The organism is Streptomyces sp. NPDC107498 (assembly GCF_055582805.1).
Window position 1 is genome coordinate 34,960 of the sequence record NZ_JBVJPE010000010.1, and the last position, 25,397, is coordinate 60,356.

The 25,397-nt window shown below is 73.3% G+C and carries 26 protein-coding genes; 17 read left to right on the top strand and 9 right to left on the bottom strand.

Annotated elements, in window-relative coordinates; genetic code table 11:
* Positions 1-101: 101 nt before the first annotated feature.
* Together ACZ66Z_RS19025 and ACZ66Z_RS19030 are read right to left on the bottom strand one after the other, a co-directional pair.
* Positions 102-1,019, bottom strand: coding sequence for a phosphatase domain-containing protein (locus ACZ66Z_RS19025; protein ID WP_469935338.1), 918 nt, complete (start codon positions 1,017-1,019; stop codon positions 102-104).
* Between the two features lies 1 nt (position 1,020).
* Positions 1,021-2,229 (bottom strand): RNA ligase, encoded by a 1,209-nt coding sequence (locus ACZ66Z_RS19030; RefSeq protein ID WP_469935340.1) that lies wholly within the window; start codon positions 2,227-2,229, stop codon positions 1,021-1,023.
* Positions 2,230-2,421: 192 nt separating this feature from the next.
* Here ACZ66Z_RS19030 and ACZ66Z_RS19035 point away from each other — a divergent pair, with 192 nt between their 5' ends.
* The 3 genes from ACZ66Z_RS19035 (at position 2,422) to ACZ66Z_RS19045 (ending at position 4,778) form a co-directional block, all read left to right on the top strand.
* Entirely contained in the window at positions 2,422-2,691 is a 270-nt protein-coding gene (locus ACZ66Z_RS19035) for a hypothetical protein (protein ID WP_469935342.1), read from the top strand.
* A gap of 111 nt (positions 2,692-2,802) precedes the next feature.
* Positions 2,803-3,384, top strand: a complete 582-nt coding sequence (locus tag ACZ66Z_RS19040; RefSeq protein WP_469935344.1) for a dienelactone hydrolase family protein — start codon at positions 2,803-2,805, stop codon at positions 3,382-3,384.
* A 170-nt stretch (positions 3,385-3,554) separates the two neighbouring features.
* Positions 3,555-4,778 (top strand): hypothetical protein, encoded by a 1,224-nt coding sequence (locus ACZ66Z_RS19045; RefSeq protein WP_469935346.1) that lies wholly within the window; start codon positions 3,555-3,557, stop codon positions 4,776-4,778.
* 6 nt (positions 4,779-4,784) lie between these two features.
* On the opposite strand, the gene ACZ66Z_RS19050 is transcribed toward ACZ66Z_RS19045, so the two are convergent.
* Complete coding sequence (locus ACZ66Z_RS19050) at positions 4,785-5,357, bottom strand: NADPH-dependent FMN reductase (RefSeq protein WP_469935348.1); 573 nt, start codon at positions 5,355-5,357, stop codon at positions 4,785-4,787.
* 146 nt (positions 5,358-5,503) lie between these two features.
* On the opposite strand from ACZ66Z_RS19050, the gene ACZ66Z_RS19055 reads away from it, so the two are divergent.
* Complete coding sequence (locus ACZ66Z_RS19055; RefSeq protein WP_469935350.1) at positions 5,504-6,883, top strand: NAD(P)/FAD-dependent oxidoreductase; 1,380 nt, start codon at positions 5,504-5,506, stop codon at positions 6,881-6,883.
* Between the two features lie 117 nt (positions 6,884-7,000).
* Here the strand turns inward: ACZ66Z_RS19055 and ACZ66Z_RS19060 are convergent, their stop codons facing one another.
* Positions 7,001-7,798, bottom strand: coding sequence for a hypothetical protein (locus ACZ66Z_RS19060; RefSeq protein ID WP_469935352.1), 798 nt, complete (start codon positions 7,796-7,798; stop codon positions 7,001-7,003).
* Between the two features lie 279 nt (positions 7,799-8,077).
* Between ACZ66Z_RS19060 and ACZ66Z_RS19065 the strand changes: the two genes are divergently transcribed.
* The 4 genes from ACZ66Z_RS19065 (at position 8,078) to ACZ66Z_RS19080 (ending at position 11,649) form a co-directional block, all read left to right on the top strand.
* Complete coding sequence (locus tag ACZ66Z_RS19065; RefSeq protein ID WP_469935354.1) at positions 8,078-9,490, top strand: pyridoxal phosphate-dependent decarboxylase family protein; 1,413 nt, start codon at positions 8,078-8,080, stop codon at positions 9,488-9,490.
* A 73-nt stretch (positions 9,491-9,563) separates the two neighbouring features.
* On the top strand, positions 9,564-10,004 hold the full coding sequence (locus ACZ66Z_RS19070) for a GNAT family N-acetyltransferase (RefSeq protein ID WP_469935356.1): 441 nt from the start codon (positions 9,564-9,566) through the stop codon (positions 10,002-10,004).
* Between the two features lie 80 nt (positions 10,005-10,084).
* A complete protein-coding gene (locus ACZ66Z_RS19075) occupies positions 10,085-11,164 on the top strand; it encodes an NAD(P)H-dependent amine dehydrogenase family protein (protein WP_469935358.1) in 1,080 nt (359 codons plus the stop codon).
* Complete coding sequence (locus tag ACZ66Z_RS19080; RefSeq protein WP_469935360.1) at positions 11,161-11,649, top strand: carboxymuconolactone decarboxylase family protein; 489 nt, start codon at positions 11,161-11,163, stop codon at positions 11,647-11,649. The genes ACZ66Z_RS19075 and ACZ66Z_RS19080 overlap by 4 nt, the downstream gene beginning before the upstream one ends.
* 54 nt (positions 11,650-11,703) lie before the next feature.
* Here ACZ66Z_RS19080 and ACZ66Z_RS19085 read toward each other — a convergent pair whose 3' ends face one another.
* From ACZ66Z_RS19085 to ACZ66Z_RS19095, 3 genes are all read right to left on the bottom strand, one after another.
* Positions 11,704-13,353: a GMC oxidoreductase gene (locus tag ACZ66Z_RS19085; RefSeq protein WP_469935362.1), complete on the bottom strand. Its 1,650-nt coding sequence runs from the start codon at positions 13,351-13,353 to the stop codon at positions 11,704-11,706.
* A gap of 108 nt (positions 13,354-13,461) precedes the next feature.
* Positions 13,462-14,895, bottom strand: coding sequence for an aspartate ammonia-lyase (locus tag ACZ66Z_RS19090; protein ID WP_469935364.1), 1,434 nt, complete (start codon positions 14,893-14,895; stop codon positions 13,462-13,464).
* Between the two features lie 286 nt (positions 14,896-15,181).
* Entirely contained in the window at positions 15,182-16,297 is a 1,116-nt protein-coding gene (locus ACZ66Z_RS19095; protein ID WP_469935366.1) for an asparaginase, read from the bottom strand.
* Positions 16,298-16,417: 120 nt separating this feature from the next.
* Here ACZ66Z_RS19095 and ACZ66Z_RS19100 point away from each other — a divergent pair, with 120 nt between their 5' ends.
* The 6 genes from ACZ66Z_RS19100 to thpD all read left to right on the top strand — a co-directional run bounded on the left by ACZ66Z_RS19100 (position 16,418) and on the right by thpD (position 21,527).
* Positions 16,418-16,882: an Lrp/AsnC family transcriptional regulator gene (locus tag ACZ66Z_RS19100; RefSeq protein WP_030689075.1), complete on the top strand. Its 465-nt coding sequence runs from the start codon at positions 16,418-16,420 to the stop codon at positions 16,880-16,882.
* A gap of 198 nt (positions 16,883-17,080) precedes the next feature.
* Positions 17,081-17,884, top strand: a complete 804-nt coding sequence (locus ACZ66Z_RS19105; protein ID WP_469935368.1) for an endonuclease I family protein — start codon at positions 17,081-17,083, stop codon at positions 17,882-17,884.
* Between the two features lie 331 nt (positions 17,885-18,215).
* Positions 18,216-18,746 carry a diaminobutyrate acetyltransferase gene (ectA, locus tag ACZ66Z_RS19110; protein ID WP_469935370.1) on the top strand — a complete coding sequence of 177 codons (531 nt, stop codon included), beginning with the start codon at positions 18,216-18,218 and terminating at the stop codon, positions 18,744-18,746.
* A gap of 109 nt (positions 18,747-18,855) precedes the next feature.
* Entirely contained in the window at positions 18,856-20,121 is a 1,266-nt protein-coding gene (ectB, locus tag ACZ66Z_RS19115) for a diaminobutyrate--2-oxoglutarate transaminase (protein ID WP_469935732.1), read from the top strand.
* A 37-nt stretch (positions 20,122-20,158) separates the two neighbouring features.
* Positions 20,159-20,578 carry an ectoine synthase gene (locus ACZ66Z_RS19120; protein WP_469935372.1) on the top strand — a complete coding sequence of 140 codons (420 nt, stop codon included), beginning with the start codon at positions 20,159-20,161 and terminating at the stop codon, positions 20,576-20,578.
* A gap of 52 nt (positions 20,579-20,630) precedes the next feature.
* Positions 20,631-21,527 (top strand): ectoine hydroxylase, encoded by an 897-nt coding sequence (gene thpD / locus ACZ66Z_RS19125; RefSeq protein ID WP_469935374.1) that lies wholly within the window; start codon positions 20,631-20,633, stop codon positions 21,525-21,527.
* A 362-nt stretch (positions 21,528-21,889) separates the two neighbouring features.
* Here the strand turns inward: thpD and ACZ66Z_RS19130 are convergent, their stop codons facing one another.
* Positions 21,890-22,762, bottom strand: a complete 873-nt coding sequence (locus tag ACZ66Z_RS19130; RefSeq protein WP_469935734.1) for an RNA polymerase sigma factor SigF — start codon at positions 22,760-22,762, stop codon at positions 21,890-21,892.
* Between the two features lie 181 nt (positions 22,763-22,943).
* Here ACZ66Z_RS19130 and ACZ66Z_RS19135 point away from each other — a divergent pair, with 181 nt between their 5' ends.
* Positions 22,944-23,372 (top strand): ATP-binding protein, encoded by a 429-nt coding sequence (locus ACZ66Z_RS19135; RefSeq protein WP_469935376.1) that lies wholly within the window; start codon positions 22,944-22,946, stop codon positions 23,370-23,372.
* Between the two features lie 53 nt (positions 23,373-23,425).
* Here the strand turns inward: ACZ66Z_RS19135 and ACZ66Z_RS19140 are convergent, their stop codons facing one another.
* Positions 23,426-24,001 (bottom strand): HPP family protein, encoded by a 576-nt coding sequence (locus ACZ66Z_RS19140; RefSeq protein ID WP_469935378.1) that lies wholly within the window; start codon positions 23,999-24,001, stop codon positions 23,426-23,428.
* Between the two features lie 190 nt (positions 24,002-24,191).
* Here ACZ66Z_RS19140 and ACZ66Z_RS19145 point away from each other — a divergent pair, with 190 nt between their 5' ends.
* Positions 24,192-25,064 carry an N-formylglutamate amidohydrolase gene (locus tag ACZ66Z_RS19145; protein WP_469935380.1) on the top strand — a complete coding sequence of 291 codons (873 nt, stop codon included), beginning with the start codon at positions 24,192-24,194 and terminating at the stop codon, positions 25,062-25,064.
* A 10-nt stretch (positions 25,065-25,074) separates the two neighbouring features.
* On the top strand, positions 25,075-25,338 hold the full coding sequence (locus ACZ66Z_RS19150) for a DUF6296 family protein (protein ID WP_469935382.1): 264 nt from the start codon (positions 25,075-25,077) through the stop codon (positions 25,336-25,338).
* Positions 25,339-25,397: the final 59 nt, after the last annotated feature.

Below are 25,397 nucleotides of genomic sequence, written 5' to 3' on the forward strand. Positions count from 1 at the left end.
CCGTCGGAACCCGGCTCCGCCGGGCGTGGACTTCGCCGCCCACGCCCGACGCCGCCCACGCCCGACGCCGCCCACGCCCGTCGGCGCCCGGCCGGGCCGGGTCAGAAAGCGCCGTAGTTGACCTGCCAGGTGGGGAGGCCCATCCGGCGCCAGAGGGCGACGACGCGGTCGCGGTCGTCCAGGGAGACCCGGACCGCGTACCGGTGGCGCACGTGGGCGTCGAAGAGCTCCGCCTTCACGAGGTCGTCGCCGCGGCCGTCGCCGGAGGCGCGCATCCACAGCTCGTCGTACGGCACCTCGTGCCGGGCGAGCCAGCTCTCGGTGAGGGCGCGGTGGTCCTCGCTGCGCCCGGAGAGGAGGACGATCCGGTCCCGCTCGCTGTGCCGGAAGGCGCGCAGGGCGTCGCGCACGGAAGGGTTGATCAGGTCGCGGTCGCAGCGGCTGAAGTCGTACGGGCCCCGGTCGACGCGCAGCGCGAGGGTGCCGTCGATGTCGCACATGACGGCGGTGGGGAGGGCCGGGTCGGGGACGTAGGGCTCCCCGAGGGTGGGGCGGTCGTTGAGCCAGTCCGCGGTGAGGCGCCAACCGCCCCGGGTGGCCTTGGCGTGCTTGTCGGCGAGGATGCGGATGATCTCCTCGCCGACGGGCCGCTCGCGGGCGGCGTCACGGCGGACGCACTCGTCGACGGGTACGTCGGTGAAGTCGTGGACGGCGAAGGTGGCCAGGCCCGCGACGGCCGCCTTGAGCCGCTTGGGGACGTGCGGGGTCAGGTGCGTGTTGTCGACGACGACGTCGAAGCCGTCGTCGACGGCGGCGCGGACCGCCGCGTCCTGGATGCCGAGCACCGTCTGCTCGTGCTTGTGGGACCGGCCGCGGTCCGCCGAGGGGACGTCGAGCATGGCGCGGAGGTCGTCGAGGTTGACGCGGCGCATCCGCCCCTCGGCCGCGGTCTGGAGGGCGCGGGCGGCCGTCGTCTTCCCGGAGGCCGGGAGGCCGGTCATGAGATGGACGACAGGCACGTCAGTTCTCCTCGTCGTGGGCGAAGGGGTCGGTGGCCTCGGGGCGCAGCTGGCGCCAGACGAGGAGGTCGGTGGGGCGCCCGTCGAGGCGCAGGAAGAGGAGGGCCCGCAGGGCCCGGTCGCCGAGGTCCCCGGCGGCGCGGGCGAAGGCGGCCCGGTCGCCGGCGAGGTGGGCGAGGCGGGCGTACGCCTCGTCGACGGCCCGCTCGCGGTCCGCCGCGGCCGTCTCGAGTTTCGCGATCACCCCGCGCACCCAGGCGTCGAACTCGTCCGGGACCTGTTCGAGGAGGGCGTCGAGGGGCTTGCCGCCGGAGGCCTCGACGTCGGTGACGGCGCAGCCGAGGCCCTTGGCGAGCTCGCCGGCCGGGAGGCCGGAGAAGCGCTGGATGCCGTGGCCGCGCCAGATGTCCCGCTCGGTGACCCCGGTGAGCACCTTGTGCAGGCGCACGTACTCGCTGAGCTTGGCCTTGGCGCGCAGGCCGGAGGCGAAGCGCAGGACGAAGCCCTCGGCGTCGGTGCCGGTGGCCCGGCGGCCGCCGGGAAGGGTGTTGGACTCGGTCAGGGCGACGAGCTCGGCGACGTCCATGGCGGGCCAGGTGCGGACGACGGAGCCGAGGGGGCGCCACGCCTCGGCGGCCTCGGCGAGGGGGAGCTCGGTGCCGTCCGCGCGGAAGGCGGCGAGCAGCACGAGGTCGCGGCGCTCGCCGTAGTTCACGACGATGCGGTTGCCCGGGTAGAGCATCTCGGCGAGGTAGGTGACGCCGGGGGTCAGGCCCGTGGTGTCGGCGGCGTCGAGGCGGCGCTGGGCCCAGGTGGCCTGGCCGCTGGTGAAGGAGCCCTTGGAGGCGACGTGCCAGCGGTCGGCGTAGTGGAAGACGACGGCGAGGCTGCCGTCGACCTTGTCGTACACCTCGAAGGGCTCGTCGGGCAGCGGGGGCGCGTAGGGGCGGTCGCCGGTGTGCTCGGAGAGGTTGAAGAACTTGGGGAGGGGGAGCGCGACGATCCGCCCGGTGGCGTCGTCGGCGACGAGTCCGCGACACCGCGTGGTGGCCCGGTTCCAGTGCTGGGCGTACTGGCACGCGCGCGTGTACGTGTAGATCGACAGCGGCAGCTCGGGGTGGTGCTTGCGCGTGACGTGCCCGTTCGCGAGAGCGGCGGCGAGTTCGTCGGACGGCATCAGGTCGTGCAGAGTCAGGGTCACCTGGCTCATGGGGTCCCTCCCGTGTGTTCGATGATCCATTCTGGGGCGGGGAGAGCCGTGCGGGACACCGAATTTCGCGGTGGAGGGGGCGGGCGGGGGCCGTCGAGCGGGCTCCCGATCCCGGCGTGTCGGTGGTGCCCCGTAGACTCGCCGTCTGCCCGTCGGTGACGGAACCGGCCCCAGACGAAGGAAGCGAGCCCCATGAATCACGCGGACGGCACGGCACCGATCTACGCCGAGCTCATACGGGAGCGGGGGGACGTTCCCGGTGACGTCCGCCAGGTCGCCGAGGAGGTCCTGCGGGATCTGAGCCGGGTGATCCAGATGCCTCCGCAGGGGATTCCGCAGCAGGGTGCCGTCGTGCAGGCCGGTGCGCCGCACCCCGGTGTCGGCGGCCCCATGGGCGTCGGCGGTCCCGGGGGCATGATGGGCCAGGCGGGCGCCGTCGTCCCGCACCGGCCGATGCGCTGACCCGACGGGACCGGCGTCCCCGGCCGTTGTCAGTGGCCTGCGTCATGCTGCCTCCCGAGCGGCCTGTCTCGACGCGAGCGGGCCTCGTGCGGTGACCCGGGGAAAGACGACATGGCCGAGGTACTGCTCTTCCACCACGCGCTCGGGCTGACGGAGGGCGTCGGCGCGTTCGCCGACGGACTGCGGCGGGCCGGGCACACGGTGCACGTGCCCGATCTGTACGAGGGGCGGGTGTTCGAGGACCTGGAGGCCGGCGCCGGGTACGCCCGGGAGGTCGGCTTCGACACGCTCGTGGCGCGGGGCGAGCGGGCGGCCGGGGGACTCGCGGAGGACGTCGTGTACGCGGGGCTCTCGCTCGGCGTGCTGCCCGCGCAGAAGTTGGCGCAGACCCGACCCGGGGCGGCCGGTGCCCTGCTGGTCGGCGCCTGCGTGCCGGTGGACGCGTTCGGCGCGGCCTGGCCGGAGGGCGTGCCCGTCCAGGTGCACGGCATGGACGCCGATCCGTACTTCGCCGGCGAGGGGGACCTGGAGGCGGCGCGCGCACTGGTGGCGGGCGCCGAGGACCGGGAACTCTTCCTGTACCCGGGCACGGCCCATCTGTTCGCGGAGCGCGGTGGGCCCGACCACGTGCCGGAGGCGGCCGCGCTGTGCGCCGAGCGGGCGTTGCGCTTCCTGGACGCCCTCGGGGTCTGAGCCTCGCGCGGCGGGGTCCACCGATCGGGGGACCCCGGGGTCGGCCGTCCCGCCGCCCGGGAGGGGACGGGCGGTGGATCCGGCGGGGGCGGGCGCGGGCGGAGGATCGGGGCAGGGCGCGGACGTCCCGGCGGGGCCGTCCGCGCGGTCGCCGCCCCGAGGAGTGCGCCATGCCGAAGTTCCACCGCCGGTCCCGTGCCGCCCGGGCGCTCGTGCCCGGCGCGGTGGCCGCGGTCCTGCTCGCGGGCTGTGCCCAGGGCGCCGGAGGGGCGGCTTCCGCCACCGGTACGACGCCGTCCGCCGGGGCCTCCTCCACCCTCGACTCCCCCACCCTCGACTCCCCCGCCCCCGGCTCGGCTGCTCCGGGCTCGGCTGCTCCGGGCTCGGCCGCCGCCGTGACGCCGGGCCCGGACGGCACGGTCGTCCCGGGCACCCTGCTCGTCACCGACTTCGGTTCCGACACGGTCACCTTCGTCGACCCCGCACGGGGCGCCACCGGTTCCGTGCGGGTCGGCACCGCGCCGTACGGTCTGGCCGTCGGCGGGGACGGGCGCGCCTGGGTGGCGACCGCCGAGGGCGTGGCGGTCGTGGACACGGCGAGCCGCGAACGCCTCGCGCTGATCCCGTACCGCACGGACACCGGGCCGGTGGCCACGGGCGAGTACCGGGGCGGCGGCATGGGCATCGCGCTCGCCCCGGACGGGCGGCGGGTGTACGTGGGGGTCAACGTGCCCGGCGGGAACGGCACTCTGGAGGTCGTCGACACGGCGGCGCTGAGGGTCACGGACACCGTCCCGGTCGGCCGGCGCCCGTTCGACGTGGACGTGTCGCGGGACGGCGCCGAGGCGTACGCGACGGGCCACGACTCCTTCGACGTCACGGTCGTCACGGCGAAGACGCTGACCCCGCGCCGGATCGAGGTCGCCCCGTACGGCACGGAGGGCGGACTCGGCTCCTGGCTCAAGCCGCACTACACGGCCGTGCGGCCCTCGGACGGCAGGCTCCTGCTGCCCTTCGAGGGCGAACGGCTCGCGGTGGTCGACCCCCGGACGGGCCGGACGACGGTCGAGCCGATGACCGCGAACACCCATCAGCACGGCGTGACCGTGACCGCCGACGGAACGCTGCTGGCCGTCGGCACCGGACCGATCGACCCGGACGTGGACCGCGGCCCCTCCCTGACGGTGCGCACGCCCGACGGGGCCGAGCGGATCCACCCGTTGGAGGGTCCGCACGAGAGCGTGGCCGTGTCCCGCGACGGCCGCACCGCCTATGTGACGGGCGGCTTCACCCGGGACGGGTCCTGGGACGGCCTGACCGTCGTCGACCTCCGCACGGGCGACGCCCGCCGACTCCCCGCGGGCTCCCGGCCCCTGGGCGTGGCGGTCCTGTAGCGCGCTTCAGCGCCGGGGCGGCAGGACGGTGAGGACGCGCTCCACGAAGGCCTTGAAGTCGGTCATGAAGTCGGTCAGGAACTGCTGGGTCGTCGGGTCGGTGACCTCCCCGTCCTCGCCGAACAGCCCCGGGAGGAACTGGATGTACGCCTCCGGGGCGTTCATCTGCGGGGAGTTGCAGAAGCTGAGCACGGACCGGAGGCTCTGCTGCGCGACGGCCGTGCCGATCTTGCCGGGCGAGGCGCCGATGACGGCGGACGGCTTGTGGGTGAAGGAGTTCGTGCCCCAGGGGCGGCTGGCCCAGTCGATGGCGTTCTTGAGGGCACCGGGGATGGACCGGTTGTACTCCGGCGTCACGAAGAGGACCGCGTCGACGGCCGCGATGGCCTCCTTGAGCGCCTTGCCCTCGGGCGGGTAGTCGGCGTCGAAGTCGTGGTTGTAGAGCGGGAGGTCCTTGATGGGGATCTCCCGGAACTCGAGCCCGGGGGGCGCGACGCGGATCAGGGCCCGGGACAGGACCCGGTTGACGGACTTCGTCGAGAGGCTGCCGACGAAGTAGCCGACCTGGTAGGTGCTCATCCGCGTTGTCCTGCCTTCCGCCGGGGTGCTTCCGAAGGCCTTCCGTGGGCCGTCCACGGGGCCTTCCGCAACGTAACCCGATGAGCGACATGCCACCAATCGCGATAGAAAGGATTACCCACGGCTCAGAGGGAAAGGCGGACAGCGTGACACGACCGAGGATCCTCGTGGTGGGCGCCGGCTTCGCCGGAGTGGGCTGCGTGCGGCGGCTCGAACGGCGCCTCACCGAACGGGAGGCGGTGCTCACGCTCCTCTCACCGTTCTCGTACCAGTTGTACCTGCCGCTGCTCCCCCAGGTGGCCGCCGGCGTGCTGACCCCGCAGTCGGTCGCGCTGTCCCTGCGGCGCAGCCGGCGGCACCGGACCCGGATCGTCCCGGGCGGTGTGGTCGGCATCGACACGGCGGCGAAGGTCTGCGTGGTGCGGACGATCTCCGGCGAGCTCGTGACGGAGCAGTACGACCATCTCGTCCTCGCGCCCGGCAGTGTGACCCGCACCTTCGACATCCCGGGGCTCGCCGAGCACGCGCGCGGGATGAAGACCCTCGCGGAGGCCGTCTACATCCGCGACCACGTCATCGCCCAGCTGGACCTGGCGGACGCGAGCGACGACGAGGAGGAACGGGCCGCGCGGTTGCGGTTCGTGGTGGTCGGCGGCGGATACGCGGGGACGGAGACGGCGGCCTGTCTCCAACTCCTCACGCACAACGCGGTCAAGCGGTACCCCCGGCTCGACCCCTCCCTCATCAAGTGGCACCTGGTGGACATCGCCCCGAAGCTGATGCCCGAGCTGGGCGACAAGCTGGGCGCCGCCGCCCTGGACATCCTGACGAAGCGCGGCATCGAGGTGTCGCTCGGCGTGTCGGTGGGCGCGGTGGACGAGAAGTCGGTGACGCTCACCGACGGACGGGTGCTGCCGAGCCGGACGTTGATCTGGACGGCCGGCGTGGCCGCGAGTCCGCTGATCGGCACCCTCGGCGCGGAGACCCTCCGGGGCCGGCTCGTCGTCTCCGCCGAGATGGACGTGCCGGGGCTCGACGGGGTGTGGGCGCTGGGCGACGCCGCCGCCGTCCCCGACCTCGCCAAGGGCGAGGAGGGCGCGATCTGCCCGCCGACCGCGCAGCACGCGATGCGGCAGGGCAAGGCCGTCGCCGACAACCTGGTCGCGCGGCTCCGGGGCGAGCGGACCCATCCGTACACGCACAAGGACCTGGGGCTCGTGGTGGACCTGGGCGGGATGGACGGGGTGTCGAAGCCGCTCGGCGTGGAGCTGCACGGGGCGCCCGCCCAGGCGGTGGCCCGCGGCTACCACTGGGCGGCGCTGCGGACCAATGTGGCCAAGACGCGGGTGATGACGAACTGGCTGCTCAACGCGGTCGCGGGCGACGACTACGTACGGACCGGGTTCCTGGCCTCGAAGGCGGGGACGCTGCGGGACTTCGAGTACACCGACGCGTATCTGACGCCGGAGCAGGTCCGCGAGCACACGGGCTCGTTCCGCGGGGCGGTGGGCTCGGGCGGCCACTGACTCCGCACGACGGTCGGTCCGGGTGGCTGGGGCCGGATCCGCACGACGGTCGGTCCGGGTGACCGGAGCCGGGTCCGCGCGGCGCCGGGTCTCCGACTTCCGGCGCCGCGCGGTCCGTCACCGCGCGAGTTCGGCCGCCGGGCCCATGACGACGACGGGTTCCGCGGCCGGGTCGAGGGTGCGCAGGAGTTCGCGCAACGCCTCCCGCTCCAGGGCGACGCAGGCCTGGGTGGGGCCGTCGTGGTCGACGTGGATCCAGACGCCTCCGCCCTTCTCCTCGCCGAGGGGGCGTTCCTTGTCGAGCGGGGTGCGGCCGGGCACCCGGTTGTAGTCGATGGCGATCACGTGGTCGAAGGACCCTTCCAGCGGTTCGCCCAGGAAGCCGGTGCCGCTGATGGCGAACTCCTCGTCCTGGTCGTACGGGAGCCGGGCGCCGGGGTCGGGCAGCAGTCCGCCCGCGTCGCCGATCCGGAAGACCCCGATGGGAGAGCGCAGGTCGCCGGCCGTGTGGTCGGCGGTCCAGCCGCGGAGGGCGTTGTGGGCGGGCCAGGGTCCGGCGGCCTTGATCCAGCCGCGTGCCGGGTCGCGCCGGTACAGGGTGGCGGTGGCCGTGTGGGAGTCGGCGGTGGCTCCGGTGACGACGAAGGCCTGGGTGGTGCCGTCGGGCACGTGGGCCCGGGTGGCGGGGCCGACGCCGGGGATCCCGGCGGCGGGGACCGGGGCGGAGGCGAGGTCGTTGGCCGCCGCGGCCCGCGGCCCCGGGGCGGGGCGGCTGTCGCCCGAGGCGGACGCGGGGGCGGACGCGGACGTCGGGGCGGGCGCGGTCGGGGCGGGGCTCGCGCAGCCGGTGAGCAACAGGGCCGTGCACAGTGTGCCGGCGCTCAGCAGCGCGGGGGCGCCCTTGCGGACGGACATGGGACGGCATCCTCCTGGCCGGGGGCAATGCAGCGATCCGTACCCGTTCGGCGGGCGGTGCTGCCGCCCTGGCCGCGCCCTCACCCGTACGGCCGCCTCCGCGGCGGGCGCGACCCGTCGGGCCGGAGCCCGGAGGGGCGTGCCGCCCGGGTGTCCCTCCGCCGGCCGACCGGTCGCGTGCCACCGGGGACGACCGGCCCGCTGACGACACCTCGCATCAGGCCACTCCCTTCGGATTGGCCCCTGCGGGTGCCCCGACGGCCCGCCTACCCTGAGGCCATGCATCCCGTGCTCGCCGCCGACCTCGCCCGGCTGCCCGAACTCCTCCAGTCCGCCCGCGACTTCGCCGCCCATGTGCTCTCCGGGGTCGACGAGCGGCCCGTCGCCTCCCCCGCGAAGGCTCCCGAGCCCGATCCGCTGCCGACGGAGGGCGTCGGCGCGCAGGGCGCGCTCGACCGGTTCGCGCAGCGCTGGGAGCCCGGGTTCTCCGGCTCGGCGGGCCCGCGCTACCTCGGCTTCGTGACCGGCGGCGCCACCCCCGCGGCCCTGGCCGGCGACTGGCTCACGGGTGCCTACGACCAGAACGGCTCCAGCGGCGGCGGCTCGACCGTCGCCGCGCTGGAGCACGAGACGCTGGGCTGGCTGCGGGAGCTCTTCGGACTGGGCGAGGCGCACGGGGGCGCGTTCGTCAGCGGTGCCACGATGTCCAACACCGTGGGCCTCGCCGTCGCCCGGGAGTGGCTGGGCGAGCGCCTGGGCGTCTCGGTGTCCCGTGCCGGGACGGCCGCGCTCGGCCCGGTCCACGTGCTGTCCGGCAGCCCGCACTCCAGCGTCGCCAAGGCGCTGTCCGTGCTGGGCGTCGGGCGGGACCGGCTGCGGTCGGTGCCGCTGCTCGGCGGGGAGCGCGAGGCCGTGGACGTGGCCGCGCTGGCCGGGGCGCTGGAGTCGCTGGACGGGCGGCCCGCCGTCGTGGTCGCGAACGCCGGGACGGTGAACACGGTCGACTTCGACGACCTGCGGGCGATCGCCGCGCTCAAGGAGCGGTACGACTTCTGGCTGCACGTCGACGCCGCGTTCGGCGCGTTCGCCGCGCTCTCCCCCGCCCGCGCCGGGCTCGTCGACGGACTCGACGCGGCCGACTCGATCTGCGTGGACCTGCACAAGTGGCTGAACGTCCCGTACGACGCCGCCGTCCAGTTCACCCGCCGTCAGGACCTCCAGGTGCGGGTCTTCCACAACGAGTCGCCGTACCTCGGCCTCCCCGCCGGGACGCCCGACTTCCTCCATCTGACGCCGGAGAACTCCCGGCGGCTGCGCGCCCTGGCCACCTGGTTCTCGCTGACCGCGTACGGGCGCGAGGGGCACGCCGAGATCGTCGAGCGCTGCGTCGCGCTGGCCCGGCGCCTCGGCGAGGGGATCTCGGCGGTGCCCGGGCTGCGGCTCCTCGCGCCGGTGCACCTGAACGTCGTCTGCTTCACCCTCGCCGACGACCCGACGGCGGAGCGGCTCGCCGCCGTGGCACGGGCGGTCGCCGACTCCGGCGAGGCGTTCCTGACCCCCACGGTCCTGCACGGGACGCCCGCGCTGCGCGCCGCGTTCAGCAACTGGCGCACGACGGAGGAGGACACGGACCGGGTCCGGGACGCGCTGGCGCGGGCGGTCCGGGGGCTCCCCGCGGCGGAGGACGCGTGAGCGCCCGGCGACGGGCCGCCGGGGCCCGCCGAAAGCGGTTGACCCGCCCGGCGGGACGCGGTTCCATGCTCCGATGAGTGATCTTCGCATCGAACGGGCCCGGACCGGGGAGCAGCTCGCCGACTGGCGGGCCGTGCACAACACGATCGTCCCGACGGCGGTGCTCTCCGTCGAGGAGGTGCGGGAGCGCGCGGGCCGGAACCGGCTGGACGTGGCGTACCTCGGGGACGTGGCGGTGGGCTGTTCGACGGTGCGCCCGCCGGACGAGGAGACTCCGGCGGCGACCGTCATCGCGCGGACGCTGCCGGAGCACCGGGGACGGGGCTTCGGGACCGCGCTGTACGAGCGGGGGCTCGCGCACGCGCGGACGCTGAGCGACGAGGGCGTGGAGACGGTGGTCCTCGCGTCGAACGAGGAGGGGCTGCGGTTCGCCCTGGCGCGCGGCTTCGTGGAGGTGGAGCGGTACGTCCTGCCGGGCGACACGATCCCGTTCGTGGCGCTGCGCCTGGCCTGACGGACACCATTTCTGACGAAGCGTCAGGAGATTGTGTCGCGGGTCTGGGAACCTTCGGGGCCCGGCGCTACCCTCCGCGCATGATTCGGACGGTGGTGTGGGGTACCGGGAACGTGGGGCGCGCGGCCATTCGCGCCGTGGACGCCCATCCGGGCCTCGAACTCGCGGCCGTGCTCGTGTCCGACCCGGCCAAGGTGGGCCGTGACGCGGGCCGGCTCGCGGGGCTCGGGCGCGATCTCGGGGTGGTCGCCGACGACGACGTCGGCGCGGTGCTCGGCGGGCGGCCGGCGGCGGTGGTGTACGCGGCCTCCGGCGACACCCGGCCCGACGGGGCGCTCGCCGACGTGGCCCGGGCGGTGGCGGCGGGCGCGGCGGTGGTGACGCCCGCCCTGTACCCGCTGTACGACCAGCGCAACGCACCGCCCGAGTTCCGGGACCCGGTGCTCGCGGCGGTCACCGAGGGCGGTGGTTCGCTCTTCGTGTCGGGCGTCGACCCGGGCTGGGGCAACGACGTGCTGCCGCTCCTGGTGAGCGGCCTCGCCGCCACGGTGGACGTGATCCGCTGCCAGGAGATCTTCGACTACTCGACGTACGAGCAGGAGGATTCGGTCCGGGAGCTGGTGGGGATGGGCCGGCCGATGGAGTACGAGCCGCCCATGCTGTGGCCCTCGGTGCCCACCATGATCTGGGGCGGCCAGGTGCGGCTGATGGCCCGCGCGCTCGGGGCCGAGATCGAGGAGATCCGCGAGACGCTGGAGCGGCGCCCGCTGGAGTCCACGGTGCGGACGCGGACGATGGGCGTGTTCGAGGCGGGAACGCAGGGCGCGGTCCGCTTCGAGGTGCAGGGGATCGTCGGCGGGGAGCCCCGCATCGTGATCGAGCACGTCACCCGCATCCACCCCTCGTGCGCGCCGGACTGGCCGGTGCCCCCGGACGGCGCCGGGGCGCACCGGGTGATCGTCGAGGGGAGCCCCCGGATCGAGGTGACGGTGGCGGCGACCGACGAGGGCGAGAACCGTTCGGCGGGCGGGAACGCCACGGCGGTGGGACGGCTCGTCGGGGCGATCGACTGGCTGGTGGCGGCGGAGCCGGGACTGTACGACGCGCTGGACGTGCCGCTGCGGCCGGCGGTCGGGAAGCTGGGAAGGAGACCGCGGTGATCATCGACATTCCCGAGGGCCAGGAGCCGATCGGGTACGTGTGGGGCGACATGGTCCCGGAGATCGGGACGGCGGCGGCGAACTTCTCGCTGTCCGTGTACGCCCATACGACCCTGGGACTGCGCGAGTTCGAGGCGGCGCGGCTGCGGATCGCGCAGATCAACGGCTGCGGATTCTGTCTGGACTGGCGCACCGAGCGGGACGGGGTGAAGGTCGAGGAGGGGTTCGACGCGCTCGTCGCGGCATGGCGGGAGACGGAGGTCTCGGAGCTCTTCGACGAGCGGACGCGGCTGGCCGCCGAGTACGCGGAGCGGTACGCGCTCGACCACCACGGCCTCGACGAGGAGTTCTGGGCGCGGATGACGGCGCGGTACGGCCAGGCGGAGATCGTGGAGCTGACGATGAGCCTGGGGTCGTGGCTGGCGTTCGGACGGCTCAACCGGGTGCTCGGACTCGACACGGTGTGCGTGCTGCCGACGCACTGAGGGGTCGTGCGGAAGGGCCGGCCGGTCTCCCGGCCGGCCCTTCCTCGTCGCGCCTCAGAAATCCTCGGCGATGATGCGCTCGATGTTGCGTTCGGCGAGCGCGGTGATGGTGACGAAGGGGTTGACGCTGGTGTTCCCGGGGATGAGCGAGCCGTCGATGGCGTAGAGGCCGGAGTAGCCGTGGAGCCGGCCGTAGTTGTCGGTCGCCCGGCCGAGGACGGCGCCGCCGAGCGGGTGGTAGGTGAGGTGGTCCCCCCAGATCTTGTAGGTGCCGAAGAGGTCGGTCCGGTAGATCGTCCCCTCCTTGCCGTTGATCCTGTCGAAGATGGACCTGGCCATGTCGACGGACGTCTGCTTCCAGGCCCGGTCCCAGCTCAGGTCGACCTTGCCGGTGGACGGGTTCCAGGTGAACTCGGCGCGGTGCGGGGTGCGGGTGATGGACAGGTAGAACGAGGCGTAGGTCTCGATGCCGGTGGGCAGCGGGGCGACCTCGGCGAAGGCCCCGCCGGCGTCCCAGTTGTCGATGCCCGCGGTGGGCATGGAGGACTGGAGCTTTCCGGTGGGGTCCCACATGTGGTTGGCACGGCCGCACATGACGTTGCCGTTGTCGCCCCAGCCCTTGCCGACGTGTTCGCTGAGGGAGGGCAGTGCACCGGTCGCCCTGAGGCGGGTGAGGAGCTTGCTGGTGCCGACGCTTCCGGCGGCGAAGAAGACCCGGTCGGCGCGGACGGTCTTGGTGACGAGGGTGGCGCCGGTGGTGTCGATCTGGTCGATGACGACGGTGTAGCCGCCGGCGGCGGCCGGGCTGACGGAGGTCACCCGGTGGAGCGGGGAGACGTTCACGCGGCCGGTGGCGGCGGCCTGGGCGAGGTAGGTCTTCTGGAGGCTCTTCTTGCCGACGTTGTTGCCGTAGATGACCTCGCCCTCCAGGGCGGACTTCTGGACGGTCCCGGCGGCCTCCTGCTTCATGTAGTCCCAGTCGTAGACGTTGGGCACGAAGACGAAGGGGAAGCCGGAGCGCTCGGCGTGCTTGCGGCCCACGCGCGCGTACTGGTAGCAGTCCGCGTTCTCCCACCAGTTCACGTCCACCGACGTGACGCCCAGGCCCGCGTTGGCGCGCGGGTAGTAGGTGGAGTACATCTCGGCCGGGTCGACGGTCGGGAGGATCGCCGGGAAGCGCTCCCGGAGCGGTGTGACGGCCATGCCGCCGTTGACGAGGGAGCCGCCGCCGACGCCGCGCCCCTGGTAGACGGTGATGCCGGCGAAGTCCTCCGCGTCGAGGATGCCGGTGTGCACGGGCACGTCCTTGTCGAGCGGGAAGCCGAGGAACCGGCTCAGCGGCTGCTTGGTGCGGGTCCGCAGCCAGAAGGAGCGGTAGTCGGGCCTGGTGGTGTTGGCGAAGATCTTGCCGTCCGGCCCGGGGGCGTCCCAGGCCATGCCCATCTCGATCATGTGGACGTCGACACCGGCGCGGGCGAGCCGCAGGGCGGCGACGGAGCCGCCGTAGCCGGTGCCGACGACGAGGGCGCGCACCCGGGCGCCGTCGGGGATGGGGGTGCAGTTCAGGCCGGGGACTTCGGCGCGGGCGGGGGTCGTGATCGTGCCGGCGAGGGCGGCGGCGCCGAGAACAGAACCTGTTCCCGCGAGAAAGCGGCGGCGGCTGACCCGTGGATATCCCTGGGCGGACAGGGGGTGTTCACTCATGTGATCTTCCTCACTCGCGAGTGAATGGGAACACGTTCTACGACCGCCCGCCGAGGAAGTCACGAGAAACTGACGGGTAACTTCAGGCCGGAGAGGCCCCCTTGCGCGTCAGAGGACGACCGGGCCCGGGGCGCCCGTGAGGCGCTCGGGGGTGAGCAGCTCGGCGAGGCGGTGGGCGGGCAGCAGGCCCTTCTCCACGGTGAGCTCGATGACGCCCCGGCCGGTGGCGAGCGCCTCCTGGGCGATGGCCGTGGCGGCGGTGTAACCGAGGTGCGGATTGAGCGCCGTGGCGAGGCCGATGGAGTTCTCCACGGCCGCCCGGAGCGCCTCGGTGTTGGCGGTGATGCCGGTGACGCAGCGGTCGGCGAGGGTGAGGCAGGCGGCGCGCAGCGAGAGCAGGCTCTTCGAGAGGGCGTGGAAGATCACCGGCTCGAAGGCGTTGAGCTGGAGCTGCCCCGCCTCGGCCGCCATGGTGATGGTGATGTCGTTGCCGATCACCTCGAAGGCGACCTGGTTGACGACCTCGGGGATCACCGGGTTGACCTTGCCGGGCATGATGCTGGAACCGGCCTGCACCGGCGGCAGGTTGATCTCGCCGAGGCCGGCGCGCGGGCCCGAGGAGAGCAGTCGCAGGTCGTTGCAGGTCTTGGAGAGCTTGACCGCGATCCGCTTGAGGACCCCGGAGAGCTGGACGAAGGCGCCGCAGTCCTGGGTGGCCTCGATGAGGTTGACGGAGGTCACGAGCGGCAGGCCGGTCAGTCCGGCGAGGTTGCGCCGGGCGGTCTCGGCGTAGCCGGGGGCGGCGTTGAGGCCGGTGCCGATGGCGGTGGCGCCGAGGTTGATCTCGTGGATGAGTTCGATCGCCTCGGCGAGCCGGCCGCGGTCCTCCTCCAGCATCACGGCGTACGTGGAGAACTCCTGGCCCAGCGTCATGGGCACCGCGTCCTGGAGCTGGGTGCGGCCCATCTTCACGACCTCGCGGAACTCCAGGGCCTTGGCGGCGAAGGCGTCCTGGAGGACCGCCATGGCCTTCAGGAGCTCGCGGGCGGCACCGATCGCCGCGATGCGGATCGCGGTCGGGTAGACGTCGTTGGTGGACTGGCCGAGGTTGACGTCCTCGTTGGGGTGGAGCCGGCCGTAGTCGCCCTTGGCGTGGCCGAGGAGCTCCAGGGCCCGGTTGGCGACGACCTCGTTGGCGTTCATGTTGGTGGAGGTGCCCGCCCCGCCCTGGACGACGTCCACGACGAACTGGTCGTGCAGGCGTCCCGTACGGATCTCCCGGCAGGCCCCGGCGATGGCGTCGGCCTTGTCGGAGGGCAGCAGGCCGAGCTCCTCGTTGGCGCGGGCGGCGGCCTCCTTGACGGCGGCGAGCGCGTCGATCAGCAGCGGGTAGACCGAAAGGGGCGTGCCGGTGATGGCGAAGTTCTCGGTGGCGCGCAGCGTGTGGACGCCCCAGTAGGCGTCGGCGGGGACGTCCCGGTCGCCGAGCAGGTCGTGCTCGCGGCGGACGGGGACGTCGTGCGGGGCCGGTGCGGGAACCATGGGGGGCCGTCCTTGGGGAGGGGAGGGGAGGGTGCGGGGTGCGGAGGGTGCGCGGCGCCGGGAGGGCGCGTCCGCTCTCCACGCGTGCGCGTACGGCCCCGGTGACCGTTTCCGGGCAGGGCGGAGCCGCCGGGCGGACCCGGCGGGCGCGGTGCGCCGGTGGAGGAGGTTGATTCCGGCTCGCGGACGGGCGGGGGGGGTGCGCCGTCCGCGAGCCGGGGCTCTGGGTGCGCCCGTCGGACTCCGGTCCGGAGGACGGGCCTGGGGGCGGGTCTCGGGAAGGGCCCTACGCGCGGGCGGCGACCGCCGAGGCCGAGCGGGATCCGCCGGTGGCGAGGGCCGGCTCGGCGCGGACGGGTCCTTCGAGGAGGCGGCGCAGGAGGGCGGTGCTGCGGGCGGGGTCGCCCGCGCCGGTGGCGCCCTCGGCGAGGAGCGTGGCGAGGAGGGCGATCCGCGCCTGGCCCGCCCGGAGCGTGCCGGTGAGGAGGGCGCCGGCGGCGACGAGGTCGACCGCGCCGCCGCCGGTGTATATCTCGGCCAGCGGTCCCGCGGGGACGCGGGTGGTCACGGCGACGAGGACGCCCCGGGCCACCGCGTCGGCGACGGCGGCGGCGATCTCGGGCGTGGCGTTGCCCGCGCCGGTGGCGACGAGCACGACGCCCCGGGCGCCGGCGGAGACGGCCGCGTTCAGGAGGAACGGGTCGCCGTCGGAGTGGTGCGTGACGATGTCGACGCGGGGCAGCGGGGCGGCGTCGGCGGCCCCGGGTGCCGCGGTCCGCGCGGCGGCCGGCAGGGGCAGCGGGGCGGGACGCTCCGGCTGCCGCTCGATGTCGACGCGGGAGAAACCGACGCGGCCGAGGCGCTCGGCGGAGGGGTCGGAGAAGGCGTCGGCGGCGAGGGTCCGGGTCTTCACGGTGCCGCGCGCCGCGTGGACGCGTCCGTCGAAGACGACGAGGACGCCGAGGTCGCGGACGGAGGAGGCGACCTGGAGCGCGTCGTAGAGGTTGCCGGGGCCGTCGCCGTCGCCGGTGCCGAAGGGGCGCTGGGCGCCGGTGAGGACGACCGGGCGGGAGTCGGCGTGGTGGAGGTCCAGGAGGAAGGCCGTCTCCTCCAGGGTGTCGGTGCCGTGGGTCACGACGATGCCGTCGACGCCGGGGTCGGCGAAGGTCTCGTGGACGGTGCGCAGGAGGGCGAGCTGGTGGGCCGAGGTCATGCGGGAGCTGTTCACGTTGAACAGGTCGACGACCTCGACGGTGACGCCCTCGGGGAGGGGCGCGGTGGCCAGGACGTCGTCGCCGGAGGCGTCGGCCGCGTAGCCGGTGCCCTGCCAGCGGCTGGCGATCGTGCCGCCGGTGCTGATGACGACGATCCTGCGCGTTCCTCCGTCGTTCGTCCGCTTCATGCCTGCCGTCCTCACTCCGTACCCAGCTGTCTCCTGCGGTCGCAACGATAGGTCAGGCGGTGCGCAAGACGATTGCGAAATGAGCCGCTGTTCTGTTTCATCGTGGTGGATAATTGCGCCATGGACCGGATTGATCTCCACATCTTGCGCGAGCTCCAGAACGACGGCCGACTGAGCAACCAGGAGCTGGCCCAGCGGGTCGGGCTCAGCCCCTCCCCCTGTCTGCGGCGGGTCCGCCAGCTGGAGCAGGACGGGGTGATCCAGGGCTATCGGGCGATCATCGACCCGGAGGCGGTGGGGCGCGGCTTCGAGGTCCTCGTCTCGGTGGAGGTGAAGCGGGACCGGGAGACGGTGGAGGCCTTCGAGGAGGCGCTCCAGGACGTGCCGGACGTGATCGAGGCGTACCGGCTGTTCGGAAGCCCCGGCTGTCTGCTGCGGATCGCGGTGGCGGACCTCGCGGCGTACGAGCGGCTGTGGATCGAACGGCTGACGACGCTGGCCGGGGTCACCGAGGTCAACTCGCAGATCATCATGAAGCGGATCAAGGAGCCGAAGGGGATGCCGGTGGACGTCCGGGGCGCCTGAGGTCCCCGTGACTCCTCCCGGGGCGCGGGGGGTTGCACTCTATGCGAGAACGTCACGAAACAGCCTCCTCCCCGTTACATGACAGGTACCTGACGTGTGCCACCCTCCCGGTGACACGAAGTCAACACGCGTAGACAAAGGCGTCGTCGAGCCGACGCCCGCCGTCCCGCGCGTGCCGTCCCCGGGAAAGGGCCCCCCATGTCCGTTGTGCGGACCGGCAGATGGAAGGTGTGGGCGACCGCCGTCGCCGCCACCCTCGTCGGCATCACGCTCCCCACGGTCACCGCGACTCCCGCGAGCGCCACGACCACCGCGTACGACACCACGTACTACAAGAACGCGATGGGCAAGACCGGCACGAGCCTCAAGTCCTCGCTGCACACCATCGTCAGCAGCCAGAGCAAGATCTCGTACGACGCGGTCTGGAACGCCCTGAAGGCGACCGACCAGGACCCGAACAACACCAGCAACGTGATCCTGCTCTACAGCGGCGCCTCGCGCAGCAAGTCCCTCAACGGGGGCTCCGTGGGCGACTGGAACCGCGAGCACACCTGGGCCCAGTCCCACGGGAACTTCGGCACCTCGGCCGGCCCCGGCACCGACCTGCACCACCTGCGCGCCTGCGACGTACAGGTCAACAGCACCCGTGGCAACAAGGACTGGGACAACGGCGGCAGCGCGGTCGGCGGCGCACCCGGCAGCTACACGGACGGCGACTCCTTCGAGCCGCGGGACGCGGACAAGGGCGACGTGGCCCGCATGATCCTCTACATGGCCGTACGCTACGAGGGCGACGACGGCTGGCCGAACCTGGAGCCCAACGAGTCCTCCACGAACGGCAGCGTCCCCTTCCACGGCCGTCTCTCGGTCCTGAAGCAGTGGAACGAGCAGGACCCGCCGAGCGCCTTCGAGGAGCGTCGCAACGACGTCATCTACACCACCTACCAGCACAATCGGAACCCGTTCATCGACCACCCGGAGTGGGTCGAGGCGATCTGGTAGCCCGAGCGCCACGGACGTGACGGAGCCGGGCCGGACGCGACGCGTCCGGCCCGGCTCCCGCCATGTCGACCCGTACGCATGACCGCTACCGACGCCTTCAAACGCGAAATCGCGAATCATCTCACGTTTTTGAAAGACTGACTCCGACAAGAAAAAGGCGTTATCCATCCGTTATAAACGGTGACTTTGACCGTTTTTGATTGAATTTGCCATGCGCTCGGGAGTGGATTCTCACCCCGGAAGCGGTCGGCGCATCTATCACGTCATCACCGCCCCGAACAAGACCTTCGACCCAGGAAGTTCCGCGGCCCGCTCGGTAGCTTCGGCGCCCATGACCACTGCCCCTTTGACATCCACGGTCGGCGGCTTCTCCGTCGGCCCCGCCGAGATCGCGGACGGCGCCGAACTCTGGCGGATCGCCCGCGGCTCGGGAGAACTCGACCTCAACTCGCCCTACAGCTACCTGCTGTGGTGCCGCGACTTCGCCGACACGACCGCCGTCGCCCGTGACGCCTCCGGACGACCGGTCGGCTTCGTCACCGGCTACCTGCGGCCCGACGCCCCCGGGACGCTCTTCGTCTGGCAGGTCGCCGTGAAGGGTTCGTACCGCGGAAGCGGGGTAGCCGGGACCCTGCTCGACGCTCTGTCCGCCCGAGTGGCGGCCGAGCACGGACTCGACCGGATGGAGGCGACCGTCACACCGGGAAACCTGGCGTCCGACCGGCTCTTCCGGTCCTACGCCCGCCGGCACGGGGCGGACCTGACACGCGAGGTCCTCTTCCCGTCCGCCTCCTTCCCCGTGGCGGAACACGAGGCCGAGGTGCTGTACCGCATCGGTCCCCTCGCACCTCCGGCGTCCTGAGCCGCTCCGGGCGCCCCGAGCCGCTCCGGCGTCCCGAGCCGCCCCGGCGTCCAGAGCCGAATCCGCACCGCCCCTTCGCACCACACCCTGGAGAAGAGACTCCGTGACCCTGACCGACATCGCCGCCCCCTCCGTCTTCGAAACCGTCGAATCGGAGGTCCGCAGCTACTGCCGTGCCTGGCCCGTCGTCTTCGAACGCGCCGGCGGGAGCCGGCTGTACGACGAGGACGGCCGCCCGTACCTCGACTTCTTCGCCGGGGCGGGCTCGCTCAACTACGGCCACAACAACCCGGTGCTCAAGCGCGCCCTCCTCGACTACCTGGCCGACGACGGCATCACCCACGGCCTCGACATGTCGACGACCGCCAAACGCGCCTTCCTCGAGACCTTCCGCGAGACGATCCTCGAACCCCGCGCCCTGCCCTACAAGGTGATGTTCCCCGGCCCCACCGGCACCAACGCCGTGGAGGCCGCCCTCAAACTCGCCCGCAAGGCCACGGGGCGCCAGACGGTCGTCTCCTTCACCAACGCCTTCCACGGCATGTCGCTCGGCTCGCTGGCCGTCACCGGCAACGCCGCCAAGCGCGCCGGAGCGGGCGTCCCGCTGCACCACGCCGCCCGGATGCCCTTCGACGACTACCTCGACGGACAGGTCACCGACTTCCTCTGGTTCGAGCGGCTCCTGGCCGACTCCGGCTCCGGCCTCGACCACCCGGCGGCCGTGATCGTCGAGACCGTCCAGGGCGAGGGCGGCATCAACGTCGCACGGGCCGAGTGGCTGCGCGCGCTGGCCGAGCTCTGCCGCCGGCACGAGATGCTCCTCATCGTCGACGACATCCAGATGGGTTGCGGACGCACCGGCGACTTCTTCTCCTTCGAGGAGGCGGGCATCACGCCCGACATCGTCACCCTGTCCAAGTCCATCAGCGGCTACGGGCTGCCCATGTCCCTCTGCCTGTTCCGGCCGGAGCTCGACCTGTGGGAGCCCGGCGAGCACAACGGCACCTTCCGCGGCAACAACCCCGCCTTCGTCACCGCCACGGCCGCCCTCGACGCCTACTGGCGCGACGGCGCCCTGCGCGAACGCACCCTGGGCCGGGCCGACCGGGTCGAGCGCGCCCTGCTCGACCTGTGCGGCGACGACGGCCGTTCCGGCCTGGCGGTGCGCGGACGCGGCCTCGTGTGGGGCCTGGAGTTCGCCGACGGGGAGCGCGCCGCGGCCGTGTGCCGGCGGGCCTTCGAGATCGGTCTGCTCCTGGAGACCTCGGGGCCGCGCGGCGAGGTGGTCAAGCTGCTGCCGCCGCTGACCGCGACGGACGACGAACTCGACGAGGGGCTCGGCATGCTGGCCCGCTCCGTACGCCACTCCGCCTGAGACCGCACCGACAGATCCACCCGAAAGGCCACCGCCCATGATCGTCCGTACCTTCGACGAGCTGGAGAACACCGAGCGGCACGTCCGGGCCGCGTCCGGGACCTGGGAGAGCAAGCGCATCGTGCTGGCCCGCGAGCGGGTCGGCTTCTCCCTCCACGAGACCGTGCTGTACGCCGGCACCGAGACCTCCATGTGGTACGCCCACCACGTCGAGGCCGTCGTCTGCACCGCCGGCGAGGCCGAGCTCACCGACCACGAGTCCGGACGCACGTACACGATCCTGCCCGGAACGATGTACCTCCTCGACGGGCACGAACGCCACACCCTCAAGGTCAAGCAGGACTTCCGCTGCCTGTGCGTCTTCAACCCGCCCGTCACCGGACGCGAGGACCACGACGAGAACGGCGTCTACCCGCTCCTCACCGAACCGGAGCCCGACCACGACGGCCAGGCCTGAGGCCGGCCCGCACCTCCGACGACCCCTCGCGCGAAAGGAAGCACCCCGCCCCATGACCTCCGCACCCGCCCGTCCCGTCGACCTCTACCCCACCCGCGGCTCCCGGGAGGAGCTCATCGGCCGCAAGGACCCCGTGGTGTGGTCCGAGCCCGGCACTCCCGGCCCCTTCTGGACCCGGGAACTGGAGGAGTACGACCGCGACGGCTTCCTCACGGTGGAGGAGCTCGTCACCCCGGACGAGGTCGACGAGCTCCGCGCCGAGCTCGACCGGCTCGTCGCCGACCCCGCCCTCCGGGCGGACGAGCGGGCCGTCGTCGAGCCCCGCTCCCAGGAGATCCGCTCCGTCTTCGAGGTGCACCGGATCAGCGAGGTCTTCCGCAGGCTGGCCGAGGACCCCCGGATCGTGGGCCGGGCCCGGCAGATCCTCGGCTCCGACGTGTACGTCCACCAGTCGCGGGTCAACGTCAAGCCCGGCTTCGGCGCCAGCGGCTTCTACTGGCACTCCGACTTCGAGACCTGGCACGCCGAGGACGGGCTGCCCCGGATGCGGACCGTCTCGGTCTCGATCGCGCTCACCCCGAACCACACCACCAACGGCAGCCTGATGATCATGCCGGGCTCGCACCGCACCTTCCTCGGCTGCGCGGGCGAGACGCCCAAGGACAACTACAAGCGGTCGCTGCAGATGCAGGACGCCGGAACGCCCTCCCACGAGGCGCTCACCACCTTCGCCGACGCCTGCGGCATCCGGCACTTCACGGGCCCGGCGGGATCGGCCACCTGGTTCGACTGCAACGCCCTGCACGGTTCGGGCGACAACATCACGCCGTACCCCCGGAGCAACGTGTTCCTCGTCTTCAACAGCGTCGAGAACCTGCCCGAGGCGCCCTTCGCCGCTCCGGTCCGGCGCCCCTCCTTCGTCGCGGCCCGCCCGGAGGGGTCGGCCTGAGCGACTCCTCGCCGTTCGACCGCCGCTCCCTCCGGTGAGGCGCCGTACGGCTTGCAAGACGGCGAGGACCCGACGCCGAGCGCCCCGAACGTCTCGGGGCGCTCGGCGTACGCGCACCGCGGCTCGTGCCGACGGAGTTCGGCGCACTGGTCCCCGGACCGCTCATCGGCCGCTGCCCGGTGGGCCTCGGGGACCGGGCCGGGGCGTGATCGGATCGTGGAGTCGGGCCCGGCCGGCGAACTCCTGGAGGCGTCCCCGCACACGTCCACGCACGCGCGCCCGTTCCTCGACACGGTCCGGTGAGTCCACCGGCCGGGGTCCCGCCCGGAGCGCGCTCCGGTGCGCGGGGCGTGCCCTCCCGGTCAGCGGCCGGTCGTCGTCCCGGTCATGCCCTTCCGCAGCCGGCCCAGGCTCCGGGCCAGGAGGCGCGAGACGTGCATCTGGGACACGCCGAGGCGTTCGCCTATCTGCGTCTGGGTCAGCTCCTCGACGAAGCGCAGGTGCAGCAGCAGCCGGTCGCGCTCGCCGAGGGCCCCCACGAGCGGGGCGAGGGCGTGGAGGTCCTCGACGAGTCCGAGCGCCGGGTCCTCCTCGCCGATGAGGTCGGCCAGGGCCGCGTCGTCGTTCTCGTCGTCACCGCTGCCGATCGCCGCGTCCAGGGACGTCGTCCGGTAGCCGTTCGCGGCCAGCTGGGCCTCGATCACCTGTTCCTCGGACAGCTCCATGACGGGCGCCAGTTCCGCGGCCCGGGGTGCGCGGCCGAGCCGCGAGCTCAGCTCGTCGGTCGCCTTCGCCAGCTCCACCCGCGCCTCCTGGAGCCGGCGCGGGACGTGGACCGCCCAGGTGGTGTCGCGGAAGAACCGCTTGATCTCGCCCACGATGCAGGGCAGGGCGAAGGTGGTGAACTCCACCTCGCGGGACAGGTCGAAGCGGTCGATCGCCTTGATCAGGCCGATCATGCCGACCTGGACGATGTCCTCCCTCTCCTCGACCCGCGCGCGGAAACGGCTCGCCGCGTAGCGCACGAGCGTCATGTTCATCTCGATCAGGGTGTTCCTGGCGTACTGGTGGCCGGCCGTCCCCTCCTCCCGTTCCGCGAGTTCGCGGAAGAACACCCGTGACAGGGCGCGCGCGTCCCGGGGCGCCACCTCGTGGGGCGCCTCCAGAACGGGAAGGTCCCCCCTCGTACCGCCCGTCTCGTACGTCGTCGTCGCCTCGGCCACCTCGGTCCGCACGGGGACGCCCTCCTCCTGCTTCTCGTCCGTTCGGCGGTCCCGGTCCGCGTACCCCTTCCGCACGGGCCCACTCTCCGGTCGTATGAACTGCCTCCGGACGGGACGAAAGGGAATCGGCTCGACATATTCGGGCAGGCGGTGGCCATCACCCTTCGACACACAGGGAAGAGAGGGACTCGCGATGAACAGCCGGCTCGACACCCGGCCCCGCACGAACGCCGGGGCTTCTCCGGCCGCCCCCTGGAGGACCGGGCCGCCGCCCCTCCTCACCCCGGCCCAGGCCCGGCGGCTGGTCCGCCGCACCCTCGGGGCCCTCGACCCCCTGCCGACCTCCCAGGTCGACGACCTGCTGCTGGTCACCTCGGAACTGGTCACGAACGCCCACCGCCACGGGGGCGGGGTCACCTCGTTCGGCATCGCCGTCGGCGGCGACCGGGTGACCGTCTCCGTGGCCGACGCCAGCGGGGAGCCGCCGCGCCACGAGCCCCGCGAGGGGCTGCGGCCCGGCGGCTTCGGCTGGCCGATCGTGCTGCGGCTGTGCCGTGAGGTGTCGGTGGACACGCGGCCGGACGGCAAGACCGTCCACGCGGCGGTGGCGGTCGACCGCTGAGCTCGGACGTCCGCGGGGCGGGACCGGCCCGCCCGGCGGCGCGGGCCCCGGGCTCACCACCAGTAGGCGGGGTACCTCGGTGCCGCGCGACGGATGCGGGAGGCGGCGAAGGCGGTCAGCACGAGCAGGACGGTGGCGCCGAAGAGCAGGGGGACGAACCGGCCGGGCGCGGGGGCCTGGAGGACGATGACGACGGCGGTCGCGCAGGCCGGCGAATGCGGGGTGCGGGCCAGCGTGGTCAGCGCCAGGGTGACTCCGGCGGCGAGGGCGGCGGCCCAGGCGCTGCCGTGCGCGGCGACGGCCGCCACGGCGTATCCGGCGGCGGCGCCGAGGAGGTGGCCGACGATCACGCTGCGGGGCTGTGCCAGGGGCAGCGCGGGGGCGCAGTGGACGAGCGCGGCGCTGGCGGCCAGCGGGGGTATCAGGACGGGCTCGTGGATGAGGGCGCCGATGGCGACGAGCCCGAGGAGGGCGGCCGTCGCGGCGCTGACGCTGTGGAAGGCGGCGCCGGGCGCGGGCCGGGCCGGGGCGCGGCCGGCGATCCACGGCAGGCGCGCCCCCCGGCCGTCGGGGGCGGCGGAGGTCGGGGCGGGGGCGGTGTCGGGACGCGGAGCGACGTCGGTGCTCATGGGGTGCGAGGTTTCCTGGGCAGGCGGCCGTGGCCGGACGGGACGGGGACGGGGTGGGGCGGTCGTACGGGTCCCTGTGGTCGACAGTCGGCCCGGTCTCACGCCCGACCTGGTGCGGCGGCGTGGCCTCGCACCACTCTAACCAGCGGTTTCGCCACGGCGCGGGCGGGGTCGGAGGCAGGATCTCCTCATGACCGACACGTCCTCCGTCACGTCCCGCGCCACGCCCGCCTCCGTCCCGTCCGCCTCCGCTCCCCCCTCCTTCCGCCTCCTCCCCGGGGCGGCGGACTCCCCCGTCCTCCTCCACGTGCCGCACTCCTCCCGTGAGGTCCCCGCGGAGGTGCGCGCCGGGATCCTGCTCGACGACGAGGAGCTGGACCACGAGATGGACCACATCACGGACTCCCACACGGCGGAGATGGCCGCCGTGGCCGCGGCGGCGGCCGGAGTGACGCCCTGGCGGTTCGTCAACGAGCTCTCGCGGCTCGTCGTCGACCCGGAGCGCTTCCCGGACGAACGCGAGGAGATGCTGTCCGTCGGGATGGGCGCGGTCTACACCCGGACCACCCGTCGCACGGCGCTGCGGCCGGCCGGGTTCGACCCGGGGCCGCTGCTCGACCGGTACTTCGTCCCGTACGCCCGGGCCATGACGGAGGCCGTGGCGGAGCGGCTGGCCGTGACGGGGCGGGCGGTGATCGTCGACGTCCACTCGTACCCGACCGAGCGGCTGCCGTACGAGCTGCACGGCGACGGCCCGCGCCCGCCGGTCTGCCTCGGCACGGACCCCTTCCACACCCCGCCCGCGCTGCTCGACGCGGCGCGGGAGGCGTTCGGCGGGTTCGGCGGCGTCGGGACGGACAGCCCGTTCGCGGGGACGTACGTGCCGCTGGAGCACTACGGCCGGGATCCGCGGGTGAGCGCCCTGATGGTCGAGATCCGCCGCGACCGGTACATGAGCGAGCCGGGCGGTCCGGCGGGCCCGGGCGCCGAGGCCCTCGGGAGGGCGCTGGCCGCCCTGGTCGACGCGGTGGCCCCGGCGGGTGGGCCCACCCGATCGGCGTAAAATCGGACAGATGAGCCCACTCAGATACGAGCTGGTGTTCTCCGACGGCACGGGGGCGGACGAGGACGTCGTGGTCGTGGAGCGCACGCCCTTCACGGGGTCCGGCGGGCATCCGGTCTACGCCGACCCCACCGGCATCATCCGGGCCGAGATCAGTGACCGGGACGAGGTGCGCATCCTCGCGACCGGGGCCCATCAGGAGATCTCCCGGCAGGTCCGGGCCCGCCCCCTGGCCGATCCCGACGCGGAGGATCCGCCCTCCTCGGCCGCCTGAGGCCACCCGCCCGGCTCCTCGTGCGTCCGGTCGCACCGGACGGGCCCGGGGCCCGTCCG